We start from the raw sequence: 18021 nt of genomic DNA, 5'->3' as shown, positions 1-18021 counted from the left end.
AAACATCACGCAGATGGAATGAACTCGTCGTCGCCCTGGTGCTCACGCTCGAACTTCAGAAATTCGTGATAGCCGCAGCGATTGCCGTACGGATACTTGCGACAGACGTTCGGGCGGGCTTCATACACGGTGCAGCGGCGCTCGTCCGTATCGAAGAAGCGGCAGATGGTTTTGTAGATGTGATCTTTCTGGTGCCGCAGGATCTGCTCGTCCACTTCCTTGGTCTTGTAGTTGTAGGTGAACTTCTTTTTGGCCTCGGCCTGCGACAAACCGAAATGCCTGGCGAGCCGCGCGATGTCGTGCTCGCTCACCGCAATGCGCGAGTGGCTGCAGCAATACCCGGGACAGGTCGCACAGTTGTAACGCATCTTGGTGCTCATGGACCGACTCTCTCCAGCGTGCTGAAGGTGAAAGCGTGCGCGTGGCGCTCGTCGGCCGGATGATACTCCTTCGCGACCTCGCGCCACTCGTGTTCCGGCAGCTTGGGAAACACTACGTCGCCTGCGACATTCGCATGCACGCGCGTGAGATGGATGACCCGAACCTGTGGCAGCACTTGCCGATAGATATCCGCGCCGCCGACGATCACGATCTCCGGCGCCGGCTGCGCAGCGGCGATCGCCTCGTCGATGGAAGTCACAACGGTGCAGCCTGGAATCTCCAGCCCGGGCTGGCGTGAGATCACGACGTTCAAGCGCCCCGGCAAGGGCCGGCCGATCGAGTCGTAGGTCTTCCGCCCCATCACGATGGGCTTGCCCAGGCTGAGCGCCTTGAAGCGTTTCAAATCCTCGGGCAGCCGCCACGGCAGCTGATTACCGCTGCCGATGACGCCGTTGTCGGCCACTGCGACGATGATGGAAAGCACCATGCCTCAGCGCTTCTTGGCCTTCTTCTTGGCCTTTTTCTTATCGACCTCGCGCTTGTCGGTCGGCTCCTTGTCCAGCATGGTGCCGCGACATTTCTTCGCGCCGCAACGGCAGGCGTACAACGCCAGCTCGGCCGGATCGTCGGTGCTCTCCCAGGTGAGCTGATAGTCGTAACCCAGTTCTTCGCCCGGCTTGATGTTGCGAATGGCGTCGATGAACACGCGGCTGTTCTCGATCACTGTTTCGCAATTCGGCGCGCAGCTGTGATTGATGAAGCGCGCGTCATTGCCGTCGACGCCGGCATCGATCACGGTGCGATTGCTGGCGATGAACAGGAAGGTATGGCCGTCGTCATCGCCCTTCTTCTCGTAACGAGAGTCGGCTTCGCCGTGCGAGATACGCTCGCCGAGATATTCGAGGACGCGCGTGCCCTTCTTGATGGGCGCGATCGCATACACGCCACGACCGTGGATCGCGGAATTGCGGGCTTCGACCAGCGGCGAAGCCGCCAGCGACACCGCTCGTTTCTTGGGCAAGGGGCGGCGCGGCTTGGGCCGTGGCGCCGACTTCTTTTGAGAGCGAGTGGTTTTACCGGACGAGCGAGTCTTATTGCGCGACTGAGTGCGACGGTTCTGCTTGGCCATTTAATTAGACGGCGATGGGCGCTTTGATGGACGGATGGGCCTGGTAGTCGACGACCTGAAAGTCTTCGTACTCGTATTCGAAGATCGACGGCGGCTTGCGCTTGATCACGAGCTTCGGCAGTGGCAACGGCTCGCGCTCCAGCTGCTGGTCGGCCTGCTTCAGGTGGTTCAGATACAGATGCGTGTCGCCGCCGGTCCAGATGAATTCGCCGGGCTCGAGATCGCACTGCTGCGCGAACATGTGCGTCAGCAGCGCATACGAGGCGATATTGAACGGCACACCGAGGAACACATCGGCGCTGCGTTGATACAGCTGGCACGACAGCTTGCCCTCGCCCACCCAGAACTGGAACAGCGCATGGCAGGGCGTGAGCGACATCTGCTCCAGCTCGCCGACGTTCCAGGCGTTGACGATGATGCGGCGTGAATCGGGATTGCGGCGGATCAGGTCGAGCGTGCGGCTGATCTGGTCGATGGTCTTGCCGTCCGGGCCGGGCCACGAGCGCCACTGCTTGCCGTAGATCGGGCCGAGCTCGCCGTTCTCATCGGCCCACTCGTCCCAGATCGACACGCCGTGGTCGTGCAGATATTTGACGTTGGTGTCGCCCTTGAGGAACCACAGCAACTCATAAATGATGGACTTGAGGTGCAGCTTCTTGGTCGTGACCAGCGGGAAGCCTTGCGACAGATCGAAGCGCGCCTGATAGCCGAACACCGACAGCGTGCCGGTCCCGGTGCGATCGGTCTTGCGCAGGCCGTGCTCGCGGACGTGCCGGAGCATCTCCAGGTACTGCTTCATGACGCGGTCGCGAGCTGCTTGGCGCCATAGTTGCCGCTGGCCTGCTGGCTGCGATACGCCCACGCCATCAGGATGACGCCGAGCAGGATCATCGGCAGCGACAGGATCTGGCCCATGGTCACCCAGTCGAACAGCAGGTAGCCCCGATTCGCATCCGGCACCCGCACGAATTCCACCAGGAAGCGAAACGTGCCGTACAGGATCAGAAACAGCCCGGACGGCGCCAGGCGCGGCCGCGGCTTGCGAGTGAACAGCCAGAGCACGATGAACAGCACCAGCCCTTCGAGCACGCCTTCATAGAGCTGCGAGGCGTGCACGTGTAACACACACGGATCGACGCCGAAGCGCTGGCACAGGTTTTCGGCCTCGGCCCGCTGCACGGGATAGAGCGGCGCAGGATCGACGATGAAACCCCAAGGCACATCGGTGGGCTTGCCCCACAACTCGCCATTGATGAAGTTGCCGATGCGGCCGGCAAAGATGCCGATGCCCGGTAACGGCGCGAGGAAGTCGAGCACGTCGGCAAAACGGCGCTGCCGCTGGCGGGCGAATAGCACCACCGCGAGAACCACGCCGATCAGGCCGCCATGGAACGACATGCCGCCTTCCCAGATGCGGACGATGGTGAGCGGGTCCGCGATCACCTGCTCGCCCCCGTAGAACAGGATCCAGCCCAGGCGCCCGCCGAGTATCACGCCAATGGCCGCGAAGAAAATCAGATCGTCGACTTCGGCTGCCTGCCAGGTCGAGTCAGCGCGGGCCGCCCGCCGGCGCGCCAGCCACCACCCTGCCGCGAAGCCAATGACATACATGAGCCCATACCAGCGCACGGCCAGCGGGCCCACCGAGAAGATGATCGGATCGATCGCGGGGTAGGGAATCATGATCGGTGCGAGTATACCAATGCCCTGACTTCGCCCGCCCGGGCAGCTTTCAGTCGGTCACGACCCGGCAGAAATACGCCTTCAGGTAGCGCGTTTCCGGAATCGCCGGGTGCAGCGGATGATCGGGCGCCTGGCCGCCGACTTCCACCACCTGCGCGAAACGGCCGAGATGACGCGCGCCTCGCTGAATGGCGGTCAGCAAGTGCTCCGGCTCCAGGTGGTACGAGCAGGAGCACGACACCAGGAAGCCGTCGCGATCCAGCAACTGCATGGCGAGCTGGTTGAGCCGCTTGTACGCCGCCTCGCCTTTGGGCACATCTTTCTTGCGCTTGATGAACGCCGGCGGATCGATCACCACTACATCGAAGCGGCGGCCTTCGGCGTGCAGCTTCTCCATCACATCGAACGCATCGCCCTTGATCACCGAGGGCTTCAGGCCGTTGCCGGCCGCACTCGCCTGCAACTGCTCCAGAGCCGATGCCGAGGAATCCACGCAGGTGACCTCGGTCGCGCCCGCCTTGAGCGCGCCCAATCCCCAGGCGCCGAGATAACTGAAAACGTCGAGCACGCGCGCGCCGCCGACGTATTTGCGCAGGGCCAGGCGATTGGCGGCCTGATCGAAGAACCAGCCGGTTTTTTGCCCGCCGCCGAGCGGCACCTGGAAGCCGACACCGCCCTCTTCCACGAGCACGGACTCCGGCGCCTCGCCGAACACGGTCTCGACGTAATGCGACAAGCCTTCCAGATCGCGCACGCCAGCGTCGTTCTTCCACACCAGCGCCGTGGGATTGATGACCTTTTTCACCGCCGCTTCGATTTCTGGCCGCAAGGCCTCCATACCCGCCGTGGCGATCTGGCCGACGATCACGTCGCCAAATCTATCCAGCACCAGGCCTGGCAACGCATCGGATTCGCCATACACCAGTCGGTAGAACGGTTTGTCGTAGAGCGCCTGGCGCAATGACTGCGCCACCTGCAGGCGGTGCACGAACAGCGATTTGCCCGGCGGGTGCTGGGCGCTGCGCCCCAGGATTCGCGCGCTGATCAGCGACCGTGGATTCACATAGGCGTAGCCCATGAATTTGTCGCGATCGGAAACCACACGGCACAGCGCGCCCGGCTGAAAAGCCGTCAGCGGCGTGCGCGCAGTGTCCACTTCGTTGGAAAACACCCACAGGTGGCCAGCGGCTAGACGACGGTCCTCGCCACGCTTCAAGCGCAACTCGGGCAGCTCGGCGGGCGTAGAGAACGCGGGGGTCGGTGTATCGGGGGAGTTGTTCATTTAAAGTGGGCGCATTCTATGCACGAATCAACACATCGCAACCGTCTCGCGCAGGAGACGAGCCCGTACCTGCTGCAACACGCCGCCAACCCGGTCGACTGGCACCCCTGGGGCGCCGAGGCCCTGGAGCTGGCCCGCCGCGAAAACAAGCCGATTTTACTGTCGATCGGCTACTCCGCGTGCCATTGGTGCCACGTCATGGCGCACGAATCCTTCGAGGATCCGGCCAGCGCGGCGGTGATGAACGAGCTGTTCGTGAACATCAAAGTGGACCGCGAGGAGCGGCCCGACCTGGATCGCATTTACCAGATCGCGCAACAGATGCTGACCCAGCGCGGCGGCGGCTGGCCGCTCACGATGTTTCTATCGCCGACGGATCAGCGGCCGTTCTTCGGCGGCACCTATTTTCCCAAGGAAGCCCGCCATGGCCTGCCCGCCTTCACCGACTTGTTACAACGAGTCGCCGCGTTCTATAGCGAACGCCGTGCCGACATTGCCCAGCAGAGCGAGGCGCTACAACAAGCCTTCGACCAGCTGCACGCAGCGCCGGCGTCGGGCGACACGGCATTGACATTGGCGCCGGCACACGCGGCTCGCGAGCAGCTGGCTGGCGCGTTCGATCCGGAATTCGGCGGCTTCGGCGGCGCGCCGAAGTTCCCGCACCCAACCAACATCGAGTTCCTGTTACGACAGTGGCGCGCGACGGCCGGCGCCGAAGAACCTGATCTGCACTCGCTCTACATGGCGACGCTGACGCTCAAGCGCATGGCCGACGGCGGCATCTACGATCAACTGGGCGGCGGCTTCGCACGCTACAGTGTCGATGCTTACTGGATGATCCCGCACTTCGAAAAAATGCTGTACGACAACGGACAGCTGCTGCGTGTTTATGCGCACGCCGCGCTGGCGACCGGCGAACCGTTGTTCAGCCGCATCGCGAGCGAGACGGCCGATTGGATGATTCGTGACATGCGCTCTTCCGAAGGCGCCTATTGGTCGGCGCTCGATGCCGATTCCGAAGGTCACGAAGGTAAGTTCTACGTGTGGCAACCAGACGAAGTGTCGCGCGTGCTCGGTGCGGATGACTATGCCGTTTTCGCGCCCCACTTCGGCCTCGACCGCCCGGCGAACTTCGAAGGCCAGGACTGGCATCTGCACGTGTTCCGGTCGGAAGACGACATCGCCGCGGAGCTCGGCATCGAGCCCGCCGAAGTCACAAAACGCCTGGAGCGTGCGCGTCGCGCGCTGCTGGAAGTGCGCAACCGCCGTGTCTGGCCGGGACGCGATGAGAAGGTGCTGACTTCGTGGAATGGCCTCGCGATCAGTGGGCTCGCCGTTGCGGCTCGCGCCTTACGTCGGCCCGACCTGGCCGATGCAGCAGCTCGCGCCATCGATTTCATTCGTCAGCAATGCTGGCGCGATGGGCGTTTGCTCGCGACGTACAAGGATGGGCGGGCGCGCTTCGCGGCTTATCTCGACGATTACGCATTCCTGCTCGACGGCGTGCTGGAACTGATGCAAACCTGCTGGCGCAGCGAGGACCTGGCGTTCGCGACCGAGCTGGCCGAAGCGCTGCTGGCGCATTTCGAGGATCGCGAGGCCGGCGGTTTCTTTTTCACGGCCGACGATCACGAGCAGCTCATGCATCGCTCCCGATCGTTCAGTGACGAAGCGGTGCCCGCAGGTAACGCCATCGCGGCGCAGGCACTCACCAGGCTCGGCCTCTTGCTGGGTGAAACGCGATACCTCGATGCAGCGGCAAAGACGCTGCGCGCCGCTTGGCCCGCCTTGCAGCACTATCCTCATGCGCACACGGCTTTGCTCGTTGCTCTGGAAGAACATCTGGAACCGCCGGAAATCGTCATCGTGCGCGGCGAGCGAACCGAGGCCGAGAGCTGGCGTGACGAGTTGTCGAGAGTCTATGCGCCGCGGCGACTGGTGTTCGCTATTGCAGCGGATGCTGTCGGATTGCCGACCGCAATCTCGGATAAGAAACCTCTGGCGGAGACCGCGGCTTATGTGTGTCGCGGGATGACCTGCTCGGCGCCGGTGCGCTCGCTGTCTTCTCTGGTGGCGCTGACTCGCAGCTGACCCGGCTATTTCTGTTGTTTCGCGCGCTTCTTCGCCTGCTTCATGTGGCGGGAGCGCTCGATGCCCGCCATTTGTTTGGCGCGCGCCGACTCGATCGCCGCATTGAGTGCGCGCTCGCCCCAGATTTTCAGCTGTTCGGCGTCGTTGACGATCTCCTGCGGCACTTCGTGATGATCGGTAGTGAGATCGAACGCATTCGGATACGGCTTGAACTGCTGCATGCCCCGCGCGACATAATCGTCGAGGTTGCTCTTATCGGTGTGCAGATACAGTTTCTCGCCCATCACGATGGCGAGCAGACGGTCGTCGATGAACACACCGACGCCACCGAAAATCGCACGACTGGAAATGCGCCCGAGCGGCGCGAATTGTTCTGCGACGTAACTGGCCAGGCTCGACTTGACCCGCATATCGAGCTACTCACTCTTCGAAGAATGCTTCCAAGCAACGCAGAGTTTACATCGCGAGCCCCGAGTGTAAACCCGAGATCGTCACCAGGCGGCGACACTGTGCGCCAGTCGACAGGGACTTGCTGGGAAATCCGCCAAAAACGCGCGGGAAAGCACGCAGGAAAAATTATACGGCCGCGCCGAGCCGGACCAGGTGCTGGCGAATTAAGTCACGCAACTGCGCGTGCACCTGGACGTCGAACGCGGGCGCTCGCTGCCAGTCATAGCCCCAAGGATTCGCGGTGCGCATCGGCTCCGGCTCATCGACGAAGCGCGGATGCACGTGAGCGTGCAGCGCCGGCTCCACGTTTCCGAAGATCGCGTAATTGATACGCAATGCACCGGTGGCCGCCAGCACAGCGTCGCCCAGCAGGCCGAGCTCGGAGAGGAACAAATCGCGGTCGGCACGCGCCAGTGCGTTCAAGTGCGGGACCACGGGATCGGGTAACAGCAGACAGTAGCCCGTCAGCACCTGCTTCTGTCCCATCACCGCCCAGCCCGAGCGCAGGCGTGCGACCACGGTGGGATCGTTGCCGGCACGGCAGCCTTCGACCAGGCGATGAATGGCGGTGCTCATTTGCGAAATACGAAATAAACCGCACCCAGCATACACAGCGCCGCCCACAGGTAGTCGAGCTTGATCGGCTGGCGCATGTACAACATCACGAACGGCACGAACACCGTCAGCGTGATCACTTCCTGCAGGATTTTCAGCTGCGGCAAGGTCATGACCGTGTAACCGATGCGGTTCGCCGGCACCTGCAACAAATATTCGAACAGCGCGATGCCCCAGCTGACCAGCGCCGCGACGATCCACGGCTTTTGATTCAGCTCCTTCAGGTGCGCATACCAGGCGAACGTCATGAACACGTTCGATAGCGTCAGCAAGATGATGGTGCGGAGAACCGGGCTCATACGATTTCGATAGGGGGTTTGGGCACGTCGATCTTGCGCAGGCGCGGCGGTGACACGCCGGTCTCCAGCTGTAACACGAAATCGAACTCATCGACCCGCGTACACAGATCGAAATCACGCTCGGGCGCCCAATCGCAGGCGGGATCGAAGAACTTCTCCGCGCTCGACGCCTTGCGCAACCGCTCGCGAATGCCCATCGCGGTCATCGGCTCGCCCAGCAGACGAGAGCGCAGCAGCTCGGCGCACAGGTCGTCTTCGTCGCAGTTCTCGCGCGCCTCGTGCCCCATGCGCACCAGCGTGACGATCGAGGGCTGACGGGCCTGGATGTAACGGACGATCGCGCCCGCATTCACCAGCGCACCGGTGAGCACCTCGTCGGCCTGCCTGGCGTTGGTGAGGCCCTGGGTTCCGGCGTGCGTGGTGTGGATGAGGGTGCGTCCGGCGACATCGAGCTTCTCGAGGTCGGCGGGCGAATTGCCGCAGTCGAAACCGGGTAACGGGCGCGCGTGACGCTCGCCGATCAGAAACCAGTCCGGATGCTCACGCTTCAGTTGGCGCGCGTAGTCGACTTCAGCGACAGGAATGACGGCCGCCGCGCCGCGTGAGAACGCGTACGCGGCGACCGAGAAGGCACGAAACACATCAATGACGACCACGATGCCTTCGGCGCTCTGCGCGCCCGCGACGTGGTCTGCGACCTTAACCTGCAAGCGGCGACCTCATTCAGGCCGCCGCGCTCAGGCAGCGCGGCCTCGACCGCCGGCAGCCTTGCGCTGCAGGCGAACCACACGCCGCGCGTCGGCGGTCTCGTTCATCACGACGACCTTGGCGCGCTTGAAGAAGTTGAAGTCGGTGGCGCTGGCCCAGGTGTAGGCGCCCATCATGCGGCCCACGACCAGATCGCCCATCTCCAGCTCCGGCAGCATGATGCACTCGTCGATCACGTCGATGGAGTCGCAAGTCGGACCCGAGAGCACGCTCTCGTGCAGTTCCCCGCCTTCGCGCAGCACCGACACCGGATACTTGGCGTGGTCGAACATCTGACCGCTGTACGAGCCGTACAGACCGTCGTCCAGGTAGTACCACCAGCGACCGTCACGCTTGGCCTTGCCCATCACCGACGACACGGCGATGGCGGCAGGCGCGGCGATGAAGCGGCCCGGCTCGGCGATCACACGGACGTGCGGCGGCAGCTTGGCGAGCGCGGCACGGATCGGACGGCAGAACTCGTCGATCGGCGTCACGTCTTCGTTGTAAGCCACCGGGTAACCGCCACCGATGTCGAGCACGTCGAGCGACGGCAGGCCCGCCAGCACGGCTTCCGCCATGATGTTGGTGCACGCCTGTACAGCTTCGACGTACTTCGCCGGGTCGGTCGCCTGCGAGCCGACATGGAACGACAGACCTTTCACGCGCACGCCGAGGCGGCGCGCCTGTTCGATCAGCCCAAGCACGTCGCCAGGCGCGCAGCCGAACTTCTTCGACAGGTCGACGACGGCGTTCGGGCTACGGAACGACACGCGGATCAGCAGCTCGGCACGCTTGCGATAGCGCACGAACTTCTTCAGCTCGTCGGGATTGTCCGCGACGAACGTCGTGACGCCGTAGCGGAGCGCGTCGCGGATGTCGCTGTCGCGCTTGATCGGGTGAGTGTGGATGCAGCGGCTCGGGGCAATGCCCTGCTGCTTCACCAGCTCGACTTCGCCGGTGGTGGCGAGGTCGAAATATGCACCTTCATCGCGCAAGCACGCGACGACCGCAGCGTGCGGCAGCGGCTTGAGCGCGTAGTGAAGATCGACGCCAGGCAGCGCGGCCTTGAGGGCGCGGTACTGGCGGCGCACCTGCTCGCAGTCCACCACCAGCAGCGGCGAACCGAAACGGGCGACCAGCGCACGGATTTCGGTCTCCGTCAGCGTGGTGGAATCGAAGGCGTGGGCCGGAGAAACGGCGAGTGACTGCTTGGCTGCGCGGGGCAACACCTGTTGGGCACCTCTCAAAAAGCTGCGAACACTTAACCAACCAACAAGAGCGACAGATTTCGTGAACGTCTGAAGCTCTCACAAGTTCTGGTCGAGCGGCACTGCAGCTTACGCGTGGTGCTCTCTTACACAGGCCGGCGCGAAATTTAGCAAAAATGTCCGGCGATGCAAGAAGCGCGTCACAGTTTTTATCCCCGTGGACGAAAAAAATTCTGGCGCGCGAACTACAGCACGGGCTCGGGAGCGCTCTCGCTGCTCTCTTTACGTAAGGAATGCGGAGTTAGATTCACCACATGACAGCCACAACAACGACGACGGACACGCGCAGAGAGCTGGAAGCACTGCTGAAAAGCCGCGTGCCGCTCATCGTCATCGAGACGCGCGACGAGCCGCGCGCAGTCGCTCTGCTCTCCTCGCTGGCGCCGAAGCTCGCCGCCGCCGCGCACACGCCGGTGTTCCAGTGGACTGTCACGGAAGGTTTGCGCCGGCTCGACATTAGTTTGGGCGGCGCGCAGCAACACAATGCCGAGCCGACCGCGGTGCTGAAATCGATACGCTCGACGCCGACCGGCGGCGTGTACGTCCTGCTCGACTTCCATCCGTTTCTCGCCGATCCGGTGAACGTGCGACTGCTGAAGGACGTCTGCCAGGACTACGATCGCCTCGCTCGCACCGTCGTGCTGATCAGCCACGAAGTTCAGGTGCCGCGCGAGCTCGACCACTTCTGCGCTCGATTCAACCTCGCGTTTCCGGACCGCGCCGAGCGCCACGCGATCGTCGAACGGGTCGCGTCCGAGTGGACACAAACTTACGGTTCACGTGTAAAGACCGATCGCAAGTCGCTGGAACTGCTCGTGGAAAATCTCGGCGGACTTTCCACCGGCGACACCGAGCGACTGGCGCGCAAAGTGATTTTCGACGACGGCGCGCTGAAGCCGGAAGATCTGCCCGCGGTCATGCAGGCGAAGTATGAATTGCTAAACCGTGGCGGCGTGCTCGCGTACGAGTACGACACTGCGCAGTTCGCCGATCTCGGCGGCATGACGCGGCTGAAGGAATGGCTCCGCGTGCGGAAGCCCGCCTTCGACGGCAGCGCGCCTCAGCTCGAAGCGCCCAAAGGCATGCTCCTGCTCGGCGTGCAGGGCTGCGGCAAGAGTGTCGCGGCAAAATGTGCGGCCGGCATTTATGGCGTGCCTCTGCTCCGGCTGGACTTCGCCGCCATCCACAACAAGTACATCGGCGAGTCGGAGCGCAATTTGCGCGAGTCGTTGGCCACGGCAGAAACGATGGCGCCGTGCGTGCTGTGGATCGACGAGATCGAGAAAGGCGTCTCCGTCGGCGACGGCGACAACGGCACCTCTCGCCGGCTGCTCGGCACGTTCCTCACCTGGCTCGCGGAGAAGAAGTCGCGCGTGTTCGTGGTGGCGACGGCAAACGACATCTCTTCGCTGCCGCCCGAGCTGGTGCGAAAGGGACGGCTGGACGAGATCTTCTTCGTCGACCTGCCGAGCGCCGCCATCCGCGAAGACATCCTGCGCATCCACTCGAAGAAGCGCAGCCTCACCCTCGCCGACAACCACGTGCGGCAACTGGCCACGGCCTGCGAAGGATTCTCGGGCGCGGAGATCGAACAGGCCGTTGTGTCGGCCGTGTACGCCGCTCACTCGAGCGGCACACCCGCCACCGCCCCGCACGTCCTCCAGGAGATCCGCGCCACTCGCCCGCTCTCGGTCACGATGGCGGAGAAGATTTCAGAGCTGCGGGAGTGGGCAGCAGAGCGCACCGTCCCTGCTGACTAGCACTTCCCGTTCAGAGAAAAAGTTTTGCAGAGACGAGGACCGCACCCCGATCACGCGCTAGCCACATCGACGGGCAGCGCTCGGGTTAAGCACAGGGAACCCGCCCTCTTCGCCTGGCAGCCCGCACGCCGTCATCCTCGCGCTCGTCTCTGCGCGCGCCCAGCGAAGCGCAGGCGCCCGCTAGAGCGCACCAGACGCGAAGCGCCCCGCTCAATGCTCACCAACGCGGCCCGCGCTACAAAGCATCGAGTCGCGCATCTTCGAGCTGGGGAAAGGTGGGGTCTCGGGAAGTTCGCAACCGCGGTGACTCGGTCACCGCCGCCATTCGAGCAAGCCGTTGCACGTTGCCAGTACCGATGAGGACGCGCGTTGCAGCTCGCAGCGCGTTAGCGCGCACCGAGCGACACTGACCGTGAAGCGGCCACTGACTAAATCGTGCGGCAGCCATCGCGAAAGCGCAACGGCGTCAGCCGGGAGGCCCACCCTCTTCGCCGAAGTCGGCGACCCAGGCAGCGATGTCCTGGTCGTAAGTGACGATGTTCTCGGCGCTGGCCGAGCGGCGGAGACGATCGCGCACGGCGTCCCACTTCTCACCTTCGGGGACTTCCTCGACGAGGATGATCTTCGCCGACGCCTTATCGAGCGTGCGCAAATTCGCGTAAAGGTTGCGCGCGTAAATATCCGGCCGGATGCCGGCGTTGATCCATGTCATGAAAGGGTTCGCCCGTTCCGGCGGGCGCTGTGCCAGCACCGCGACCTTCTCATGATTCTGCGTGAACTCGTTCATCACCGTCTCGAGCCGGCGGCTCGGCACGACGTTGACCGGCGTCGCCGGCGAGTAGTGCCGCGACGTCGAGCCCGGCACGCGCGGCGTGTTCGGATTCGGGCCGATCTGGATCGTCGGCACGACGGCCTTCAGCTGCGACAGGCTGATGCTCCCCGGCCGCAACACCCGCGGACCGTCGGCGAGACAGCTGATGATCGTCGACTCGAGACCGACCTTGCAGTCACCGCCATCGAGGACGAATTTCAGCTCGTCGCCAAACTCCTCGCGCACATGTTCCGCGCGCGTCGGACTCACGTGGCCATATTTGTTCGCCGATGGCGCAGCGATGCCGCCGCCAAACGCATTGAGCAGCTGCTGCGCGACCGGATGATTCGGCACGCGAATCGCGACCGTGTCCTGCCCGCCGGTAATCACATCGTTGACCGCCGGCGCTCGCTTCGCGACCAGCGTGAGCGGGCCCGGCCAGAACGCATCGGCGAGCTTTTTCGCTTCCGGCGTCATATCTCGCACCCAGCGTTGCAAATAACGCGGATGATCGATGTGCACGATCACCGGATGCGTCGACGGCCGACCTTTGAGCCGGAAAATCTTACGCACCGCGTCCGGGTTGTTGGCATTCGCGCCCAGGCCGTACACCGTCTCGGTAGGAAATGCCACGAGCTCGCCGGCGCGCAGCGCTTCGACGGCCTCCTGGATCTCCTGTTGTAGAACTCGTCCTATAGCCATGGGAGCGATGATAGCAAGTAGGGCTCCAGCCGTTCGTCGCGCACGACGGACGGTCTCATTCGAGCGCCGTCCGGGCCCAGCCCTGCGGGGTCCGGCGCAGCTCGTAGGTCGGCCAGAAACGCTTGTCGAGCTTCAGTGTCATGACTTCGACCGATCCATTCCACGTCACCGTCCGCAGCCTGAGTGAGCTGCGGTCTTCGCGCCCGCTCACCGCCTGGATGAACTGATCCAAATCGGCGACAGGTTTGCCGTCGACCTCGACGATGCGCCGGCCGGCCCACAGCTGATAACGCGTCGCCGGCGAGCCGTACGAGAAATACGCGACGAACACGCCATCCGGATCGATGCCACGCTGCGCAGCCAGCGCACGGTGCGGCTTCTGCAGCACTGCGCCCGCCCACACCACGATGCGATCCAGATCGCGGCCGCCGAGCGCCACGGTCGGCACCTCGATGACCTGCACACCTTTGTCACGCCAGACGGTGACTCGCACCGACGGCTTCTGCACGCTTCGCTCCACTTCCCGGAAGCGATTCACGATCGCGCCATCGATATCCAGAATCAGATCGCCCGAGCGCAGTAGGCCGTCTGCCGGCGAGCCGCCGACCGTGCGCACCACGCTCAGCACCTGACGGCGCTCGGGGCTGTGTTGTTCCAAACGGCGGATCCAGTCGTCCGGCAAATCCTGTTTGCGCGCGACCGACAGCGGCACCGGCTGCAGCTCCGCCTCGAGGGAATGTAGCGCACGACCATCGCGCAGTAACGGCAACATCTCCTGCAACAGCTCGGCCGAGATGCCGCGATTCTCCTGCGCAGTCTCACGACCGGCCTCGTACGCGAAGCTGGCCCACGTGGCGATCACGGCGCCGCTCTTGTCCACCAGCACGCCGTCGTAGTCCGCCGGTCCGTTGACCAAAGAAATGGTTTCCAGATTGGAGTCCCGGAACTGCAGCGTGCGCGACAGCGGGAATCCCACGGGGTCTACCGAAGCGACCGTGGCCGAGCGCGATTGCACCTTGCCATCGGCACGCATGCCGACCGCCCACACTTCCTGGCCCGGCAGCACGTCCACCGATTTCAACGTGGCGGCCTTGGCGGGGGTGGCGCCGACCAATTTCGGGTCATAAGAAATCGCGGCGATATTGTGCAAAGGATGAATGTATTCGACACGGCCGGGCACTTCGATCGAGCCCGCGAACGTGATCCGCACATCGCCCAACGGTGACGGCACAGTATTACGGTCGACGATCACCAGGCCGCGCTCGGCATCCACGATCAGGCCCGTGCCGTAATAGCTGCGCTCGGTGATGCCCGACACCGAATACGGCATATCGAAATTCACCAGCACCAGCGACGGCGCAAGCTTGTTGATCAACGGGTCGGAGGTTTTCGCAAACGTCGTCGTGGCGGGCTCCGGCGTCTTCGCCAGGCCATCCGTGCCCCAGGCGGTGCACGGCCAGGACCCCTGCATGTCATCCCGTTTGCACACTCGGGCCGGGAACCAGCGGCGATCCATGCGCACGCTGCGCCACTGCGCGGTCTTCGGGTCGTCGATGGTGAAGAAGCGCACCGTCACGCGCTCGCCGTCGCCGAGCTTCGACAGCACATCTTCCAGATCGCCCAGGCCGCCGATGTCCTTGCTGCCGGCCTCGCTGATAACGGCGCCACGGGGCACGCCGGCGGCGCCGAGGATGTAACCCGGATTCGCGACATACACGCCTTTGATGGGAACATTGATGTGACGCGCCTGCTGCCAGGACAGGTTGTGAACGATCGCGTCACCGAACTCCAGGAACTCGTCCGGCATCACTTCATACAGGTCCTGGATGGGCAGCTCGCGCTCGAACTGCTGCCCGCCGCGCTCGATGGAGAGCTTCACGGTCTTGCCGACGTTGTCGTCGAGCGTGCTCGCCAGCAGCGAGAAATCGGCGGTGAGCTGGCCGTTGATGCGCACCAGAACGTCGCCCGGCTCGAGCACGTCCTCGGCAGCCGAGCCCCGCTGCACTTCCGACACGACCAGCATGCCGACGCTGTTCGGAAACTTCTTGCGCACCTCGATCTCGGACTCGTTGCGCAGCCCGAGGCGACGCACTTCGTCGAACGGCGTGTAACCGAACACCGTCTGCAGCGTGCCGCGCGCGACCGGCTTGTTCTTCTGAATCGCCTCGAGCGCGCGCGTCACTCGATCCAGCGGCAGATAGAAACTCGATGCCGCTGCGTTACTGCCGCCCGCGTTGAGCGCCAGCACGCGACCGTCGATGTCGATCACCGGCGAGCCGGACGAGCCGCCGGAGGTGCTCGAGGCGGCCTGGTAATAAAACGTGTTGAAGTCGTTGTACTTGCCGAGGCCGTAGTTCGGCGCCTCGCGATCCAGGCGTGCGAGCGTGCCGGCGAGAATCGACAGTTGTTCGCCGGCATCGTTGCCGATGACCCGGATTTCTCTGCCGACCTGGGCGCCCTGCGGGTGCAGCTTCAACTCGGTGGGCTTGATGAAGCGCAGCTTGGACGGGTCGTAACGATAGAAGCCGAAGTCGTGCACCGGATCGCGATACACCGGATACAACGTGACTTCCTCGCGGTTCAGGAACACCGCGGTGGCCGTCACCGGGCCGGGCGTCACGACGTGACGATTGGTGAGGATCAGGCCGCGCTGGGCGTCGACCACGAAGCCGGTCGCCTGACTCGACATATTCCATTCGGTGTCGAAGGCCCTGGCCAGGTCGACCTGAATGGTGACCACGCCGCTGGCGACGCGTTCCAGCGTGCGGGTCCAGCGTGAGTCCTCGACATCGGGGACCGGCACCGCGGCCGGCGGCACCGGCGAAGCGCTCGGCGCCGATCCGGGCGCCTGGGAGTGAGAAGGCAGGCAGGCAAGCAGCAGCAGTCCGGCAACGGCAAAAGTTCTATGCATGAGTGAACCGCGTTCGAGGCTGTTGGGAAGCCGCGACCGGAGGTCACTCGAGGCGGGCCGTCAGCCCAGCAGCAGGAACCCCCAGATCACGACCAGGACGCCGAAGGATAGCAGCACGGCGGTCGAGCCGACGTCTTTGGCCAGGCCGGACAGCTCGTGGCGCTCCAGGCCAATGCGATCGACCACGGTTTCGATGCCCGTGTTGAGCAGCTCCACGATCAGCACCAGCAGTACCGAGCTGACCAACAAGGCCTTTTCCACCGGCGTTCTACCCAGATAGCTCCCCAGCGGCAGCAACACCACCGCCAGGGCCACTTCCTGCCTGAACGCCGCTTCGCTACGGAACGCGCCCCGGAAACCCTTCCATGAATTGACGAAGGCGAGCAACAGCCGGCGCATGCCGGCGAGCTTGGGGCGCTCTATCGTTGTCATTCAGTGTTTCTCATTCCGTACGTCAGATCGAGTTGCTTGGCGGCGCGCACGTCGTCGAGACGCCGAACCGGCAAAGTATAAGGAGCACCCTTGACCTTGGCCGCGTCCTGTTCGGCCTCGGCCTGAATCGCGATCAGTGCATCGACGAAGGCATCCAGTTCCTCCTTGGCCTCGGTCTCGGTCGGCTCGATCAGCAGGCACTCCGGCACCAGCAATGGAAAGTACGTGGTCGGCGCATGGAAGCCGTAATCGAGCAGGCGCTTGGCAAAGTCCATCGCATTCACGCCCAGCTCCTTGGCCTGGCGTTTCATGGTGATGATGAACTCGTGGCTGGCGCGCCGCTCCGGATAGGCCGCATCGAAGCCCGCCTTCTTCAAGCGCGCCAGCAGATAGTTGGCGTTGAGCGCCGAGAATTCCGCAACTCGGTGCATGCCTTCGCGGCCGAGCATGCGCATGTAAACATACGCACGCAGCAGCACGCCGGCGTTGCCCATGAACGCGGACAGGCGGCCGATGGTCTGCGGCACATCCTTCTCGTCCAGCCAGCGATAGTTGTCCCCTTCCTTGCCCACGGTCGGAATGGGCAGGAACGGCAGCAACCGCTGACCGACGCCGACCGCACCCGAACCCGGACCGCCGCCGCCGTGCGGCGTCGAGAAGGTCTTGTGCAGGTTCATGTGGATCACGTCGAAGCCCATGTCGCCGGGACGCACCTTGCCCAGAATCGCGTTGAGATTGGCGCCGTCGTAATACAGCAGGCCGCCGGCGTCGTGCACGAGCTTGGCGACCTCTTGAATGCGACGTTCGAACACACCCAGCGTCGACGGATTGGTCAGCATGATGCCGGCCGTCTTCGGCCCGAGCGCCGCCTTGAGCGCATCGATGTCGATGTCGCCATTGGACAGCGATGGGATTTCGACCACCGTGCAACCGCACATGGTCGCGGTCGCGGGGTTGGTGCCGTGCGCGGCGTCGGGAACGATGATTTCAGTGCGTTCCAAATCGTTGCGTGCGCGGTGATACGCACGAATCATCGCAACGCCTGCGAATTCGCCCTGTGCGCCGGCCATCGGCGTGAGCGACACGCCTTTCATGCCAGTGACTTCCTTCAACATCTCCTGCAATTCATACAAGCAGGAGAGGAAGCCCTGGCTGACCGAGTTGGGCGCCAGCGGGTGACGGCCGAGAAATTCGGGCAGCATCGCGAATGCATTACACGCACGCGGGTTGTACTTCATCGTGCACGAGCCCAGCGGGTAGAAGTGCGTGTCGATCGAGAAGTTCAACTGCGACAGACGCGTGAAATGACGCACGGCCTGCAGCTCGGACACTTCCGGCAGCGCTGCGCGTTTGCGACGCCGAAACTTCTCCGGCACCTCGGCGGATGCGCCTTGCGGATACTGGCCGACGGCGCTGCGCCCGGAGCGCGAATGTTTGAAGATCAACGGTTCAGTGAT

At 63.8% G+C, this 18021-nt stretch carries 17 protein-coding genes; 2 read left to right on the top strand and 15 right to left on the bottom strand.

Annotated features, from left to right (window positions below):
• Window positions 1-5 precede the first annotated feature (5 nt).
• The 6 genes from EK373_RS17125 to EK373_RS17100 form a co-directional block, all read right to left on the bottom strand.
• Window positions 6-380: a YkgJ family cysteine cluster protein gene (locus EK373_RS17125; protein WP_129644952.1), complete on the bottom strand. Its 375-nt coding sequence runs from the start codon at window positions 378-380 to the stop codon at window positions 6-8.
• Window positions 377-868, bottom strand: coding sequence for a type 3 dihydrofolate reductase (folA, locus tag EK373_RS17120; RefSeq protein WP_129644951.1), 492 nt, complete (start codon window positions 866-868; stop codon window positions 377-379). Before folA ends, EK373_RS17125 begins: the two co-directional genes overlap by 4 nt.
• Before the next feature lie 3 nt (window positions 869-871).
• Window positions 872-1402: an SET domain-containing protein gene (locus EK373_RS17115; protein ID WP_232831134.1), complete on the bottom strand. Its 531-nt coding sequence runs from the start codon at window positions 1400-1402 to the stop codon at window positions 872-874.
• Window positions 1403-1514: 112 nt separating this feature from the next.
• Entirely contained in the window at window positions 1515-2309 is a 795-nt protein-coding gene (gene thyA / locus EK373_RS17110) for a thymidylate synthase (RefSeq protein ID WP_129644949.1), read from the bottom strand.
• Complete coding sequence (gene lgt / locus EK373_RS17105) at window positions 2306-3193, bottom strand: prolipoprotein diacylglyceryl transferase (RefSeq protein ID WP_129644948.1); 888 nt, start codon at window positions 3191-3193, stop codon at window positions 2306-2308. The genes thyA and lgt overlap by 4 nt, the downstream gene beginning before the upstream one ends.
• A gap of 49 nt (window positions 3194-3242) precedes the next feature.
• On the bottom strand, window positions 3243-4475 hold the full coding sequence (locus EK373_RS17100) for a class I SAM-dependent rRNA methyltransferase (protein ID WP_129644947.1): 1233 nt from the start codon (window positions 4473-4475) through the stop codon (window positions 3243-3245).
• An 18-nt stretch (window positions 4476-4493) separates the two neighbouring features.
• Here EK373_RS17100 and EK373_RS17095 point away from each other — a divergent pair, with 18 nt between their 5' ends.
• Complete coding sequence (locus EK373_RS17095; protein ID WP_129644946.1) at window positions 4494-6566, top strand: thioredoxin domain-containing protein; 2073 nt, start codon at window positions 4494-4496, stop codon at window positions 6564-6566.
• A gap of 5 nt (window positions 6567-6571) precedes the next feature.
• Here the strand turns inward: EK373_RS17095 and EK373_RS17090 are convergent, their stop codons facing one another.
• From EK373_RS17090 to EK373_RS17070, 5 genes are all read right to left on the bottom strand, one after another.
• Window positions 6572-6976, bottom strand: a complete 405-nt coding sequence (locus EK373_RS17090) for a TfoX/Sxy family protein (protein WP_129644945.1) — start codon at window positions 6974-6976, stop codon at window positions 6572-6574.
• A 166-nt stretch (window positions 6977-7142) separates the two neighbouring features.
• Window positions 7143-7592 (bottom strand): HIT family protein, encoded by a 450-nt coding sequence (locus EK373_RS17085; protein WP_129644944.1) that lies wholly within the window; start codon window positions 7590-7592, stop codon window positions 7143-7145.
• On the bottom strand, window positions 7589-7930 hold the full coding sequence (locus tag EK373_RS17080) for a DMT family protein (RefSeq protein ID WP_129644943.1): 342 nt from the start codon (window positions 7928-7930) through the stop codon (window positions 7589-7591). Before EK373_RS17080 ends, EK373_RS17085 begins: the two co-directional genes overlap by 4 nt.
• Entirely contained in the window at window positions 7927-8640 is a 714-nt protein-coding gene (locus EK373_RS17075; protein ID WP_129644942.1) for a 2-phosphosulfolactate phosphatase, read from the bottom strand. Before EK373_RS17075 ends, EK373_RS17080 begins: the two co-directional genes overlap by 4 nt.
• Window positions 8641-8667: 27 nt before the next feature.
• Window positions 8668-9906, bottom strand: a complete 1239-nt coding sequence (locus EK373_RS17070; protein WP_407676201.1) for a type III PLP-dependent enzyme — start codon at window positions 9904-9906, stop codon at window positions 8668-8670.
• 296 nt (window positions 9907-10202) lie between these two features.
• Here EK373_RS17070 and EK373_RS17065 point away from each other — a divergent pair, with 296 nt between their 5' ends.
• Complete coding sequence (locus tag EK373_RS17065; protein ID WP_129644941.1) at window positions 10203-11708, top strand: AAA family ATPase; 1506 nt, start codon at window positions 10203-10205, stop codon at window positions 11706-11708.
• A 466-nt stretch (window positions 11709-12174) separates the two neighbouring features.
• Here the strand turns inward: EK373_RS17065 and EK373_RS17060 are convergent, their stop codons facing one another.
• The 4 genes from EK373_RS17060 to gcvPB are packed head-to-tail and all read right to left on the bottom strand — an operon-like array spanning window position 12175 to window position 18021.
• Window positions 12175-13221 carry an L-threonylcarbamoyladenylate synthase gene (locus tag EK373_RS17060; protein WP_129644940.1) on the bottom strand — a complete coding sequence of 349 codons (1047 nt, stop codon included), beginning with the start codon at window positions 13219-13221 and terminating at the stop codon, window positions 12175-12177.
• Window positions 13222-13276: 55 nt separating this feature from the next.
• Entirely contained in the window at window positions 13277-16132 is a 2856-nt protein-coding gene (locus tag EK373_RS17055) for a trypsin-like peptidase domain-containing protein (RefSeq protein WP_129644939.1), read from the bottom strand.
• Between the two features lie 60 nt (window positions 16133-16192).
• The gene (locus tag EK373_RS17050; RefSeq protein WP_129644938.1) at window positions 16193-16564 is read right to left on the bottom strand and encodes a diacylglycerol kinase; all 372 of its coding nucleotides are present in this window, start codon (window positions 16562-16564) and stop codon (window positions 16193-16195) included.
• Complete coding sequence (gene gcvPB / locus EK373_RS17045; RefSeq protein WP_129645886.1) at window positions 16561-18021, bottom strand: aminomethyl-transferring glycine dehydrogenase subunit GcvPB; 1461 nt, start codon at window positions 18019-18021, stop codon at window positions 16561-16563. Before gcvPB ends, EK373_RS17050 begins: the two co-directional genes overlap by 4 nt.

This window comes from Peristeroidobacter agariperforans, from assembly GCF_004138335.1.
Classification (GTDB): domain Bacteria; phylum Pseudomonadota; class Gammaproteobacteria; order Steroidobacterales; family Steroidobacteraceae; genus Steroidobacter; species Steroidobacter agariperforans.
The sequence above is the reverse complement of the archived record's forward strand: the minus strand, read 5'-3'. Positions and strand labels throughout refer to the sequence as shown.

What these genes read in the sequence shown, in the direction of transcription:
- EK373_RS17100 (WP_129644947.1), bottom strand. Translation starts at nt 4,475, where the DNA reads ATGAACAACTCCCCCGATACACCGACCCCCGCGTTCTCTACGCCCGCC.
- EK373_RS17060 (WP_129644940.1), bottom strand. Translation starts at nt 13,221, where the DNA reads ATGGCTATAGGACGAGTTCTACAACAGGAGATCCAGGAGGCCGTCGAA.
- EK373_RS17090 (WP_129644945.1), bottom strand. Translation starts at nt 6,976, where the DNA reads ATGCGGGTCAAGTCGAGCCTGGCCAGTTACGTCGCAGAACAATTCGCG.
- lgt (WP_129644948.1), bottom strand. Translation starts at nt 3,193, where the DNA reads ATGATTCCCTACCCCGCGATCGATCCGATCATCTTCTCGGTGGGCCCG.
- EK373_RS17085 (WP_129644944.1), bottom strand. Translation starts at nt 7,592, where the DNA reads ATGAGCACCGCCATTCATCGCCTGGTCGAAGGCTGCCGTGCCGGCAAC.
- thyA (WP_129644949.1), bottom strand. Translation starts at nt 2,309, where the DNA reads ATGAAGCAGTACCTGGAGATGCTCCGGCACGTCCGCGAGCACGGCCTG.
- EK373_RS17050 (WP_129644938.1), bottom strand. Translation starts at nt 16,564, where the DNA reads ATGACAACGATAGAGCGCCCCAAGCTCGCCGGCATGCGCCGGCTGTTG.
- EK373_RS17055 (WP_129644939.1), bottom strand. Translation starts at nt 16,132, where the DNA reads ATGCATAGAACTTTTGCCGTTGCCGGACTGCTGCTGCTTGCCTGCCTG.
- EK373_RS17095 (WP_129644946.1), top strand. Translation starts at nt 4,494, where the DNA reads ATGCACGAATCAACACATCGCAACCGTCTCGCGCAGGAGACGAGCCCG.
- EK373_RS17080 (WP_129644943.1), bottom strand. Translation starts at nt 7,930, where the DNA reads ATGAGCCCGGTTCTCCGCACCATCATCTTGCTGACGCTATCGAACGTG.
- EK373_RS17125 (WP_129644952.1), bottom strand. Translation starts at nt 380, where the DNA reads ATGAGCACCAAGATGCGTTACAACTGTGCGACCTGTCCCGGGTATTGC.
- EK373_RS17065 (WP_129644941.1), top strand. Translation starts at nt 10,203, where the DNA reads ATGACAGCCACAACAACGACGACGGACACGCGCAGAGAGCTGGAAGCA.
- folA (WP_129644951.1), bottom strand. Translation starts at nt 868, where the DNA reads ATGGTGCTTTCCATCATCGTCGCAGTGGCCGACAACGGCGTCATCGGC.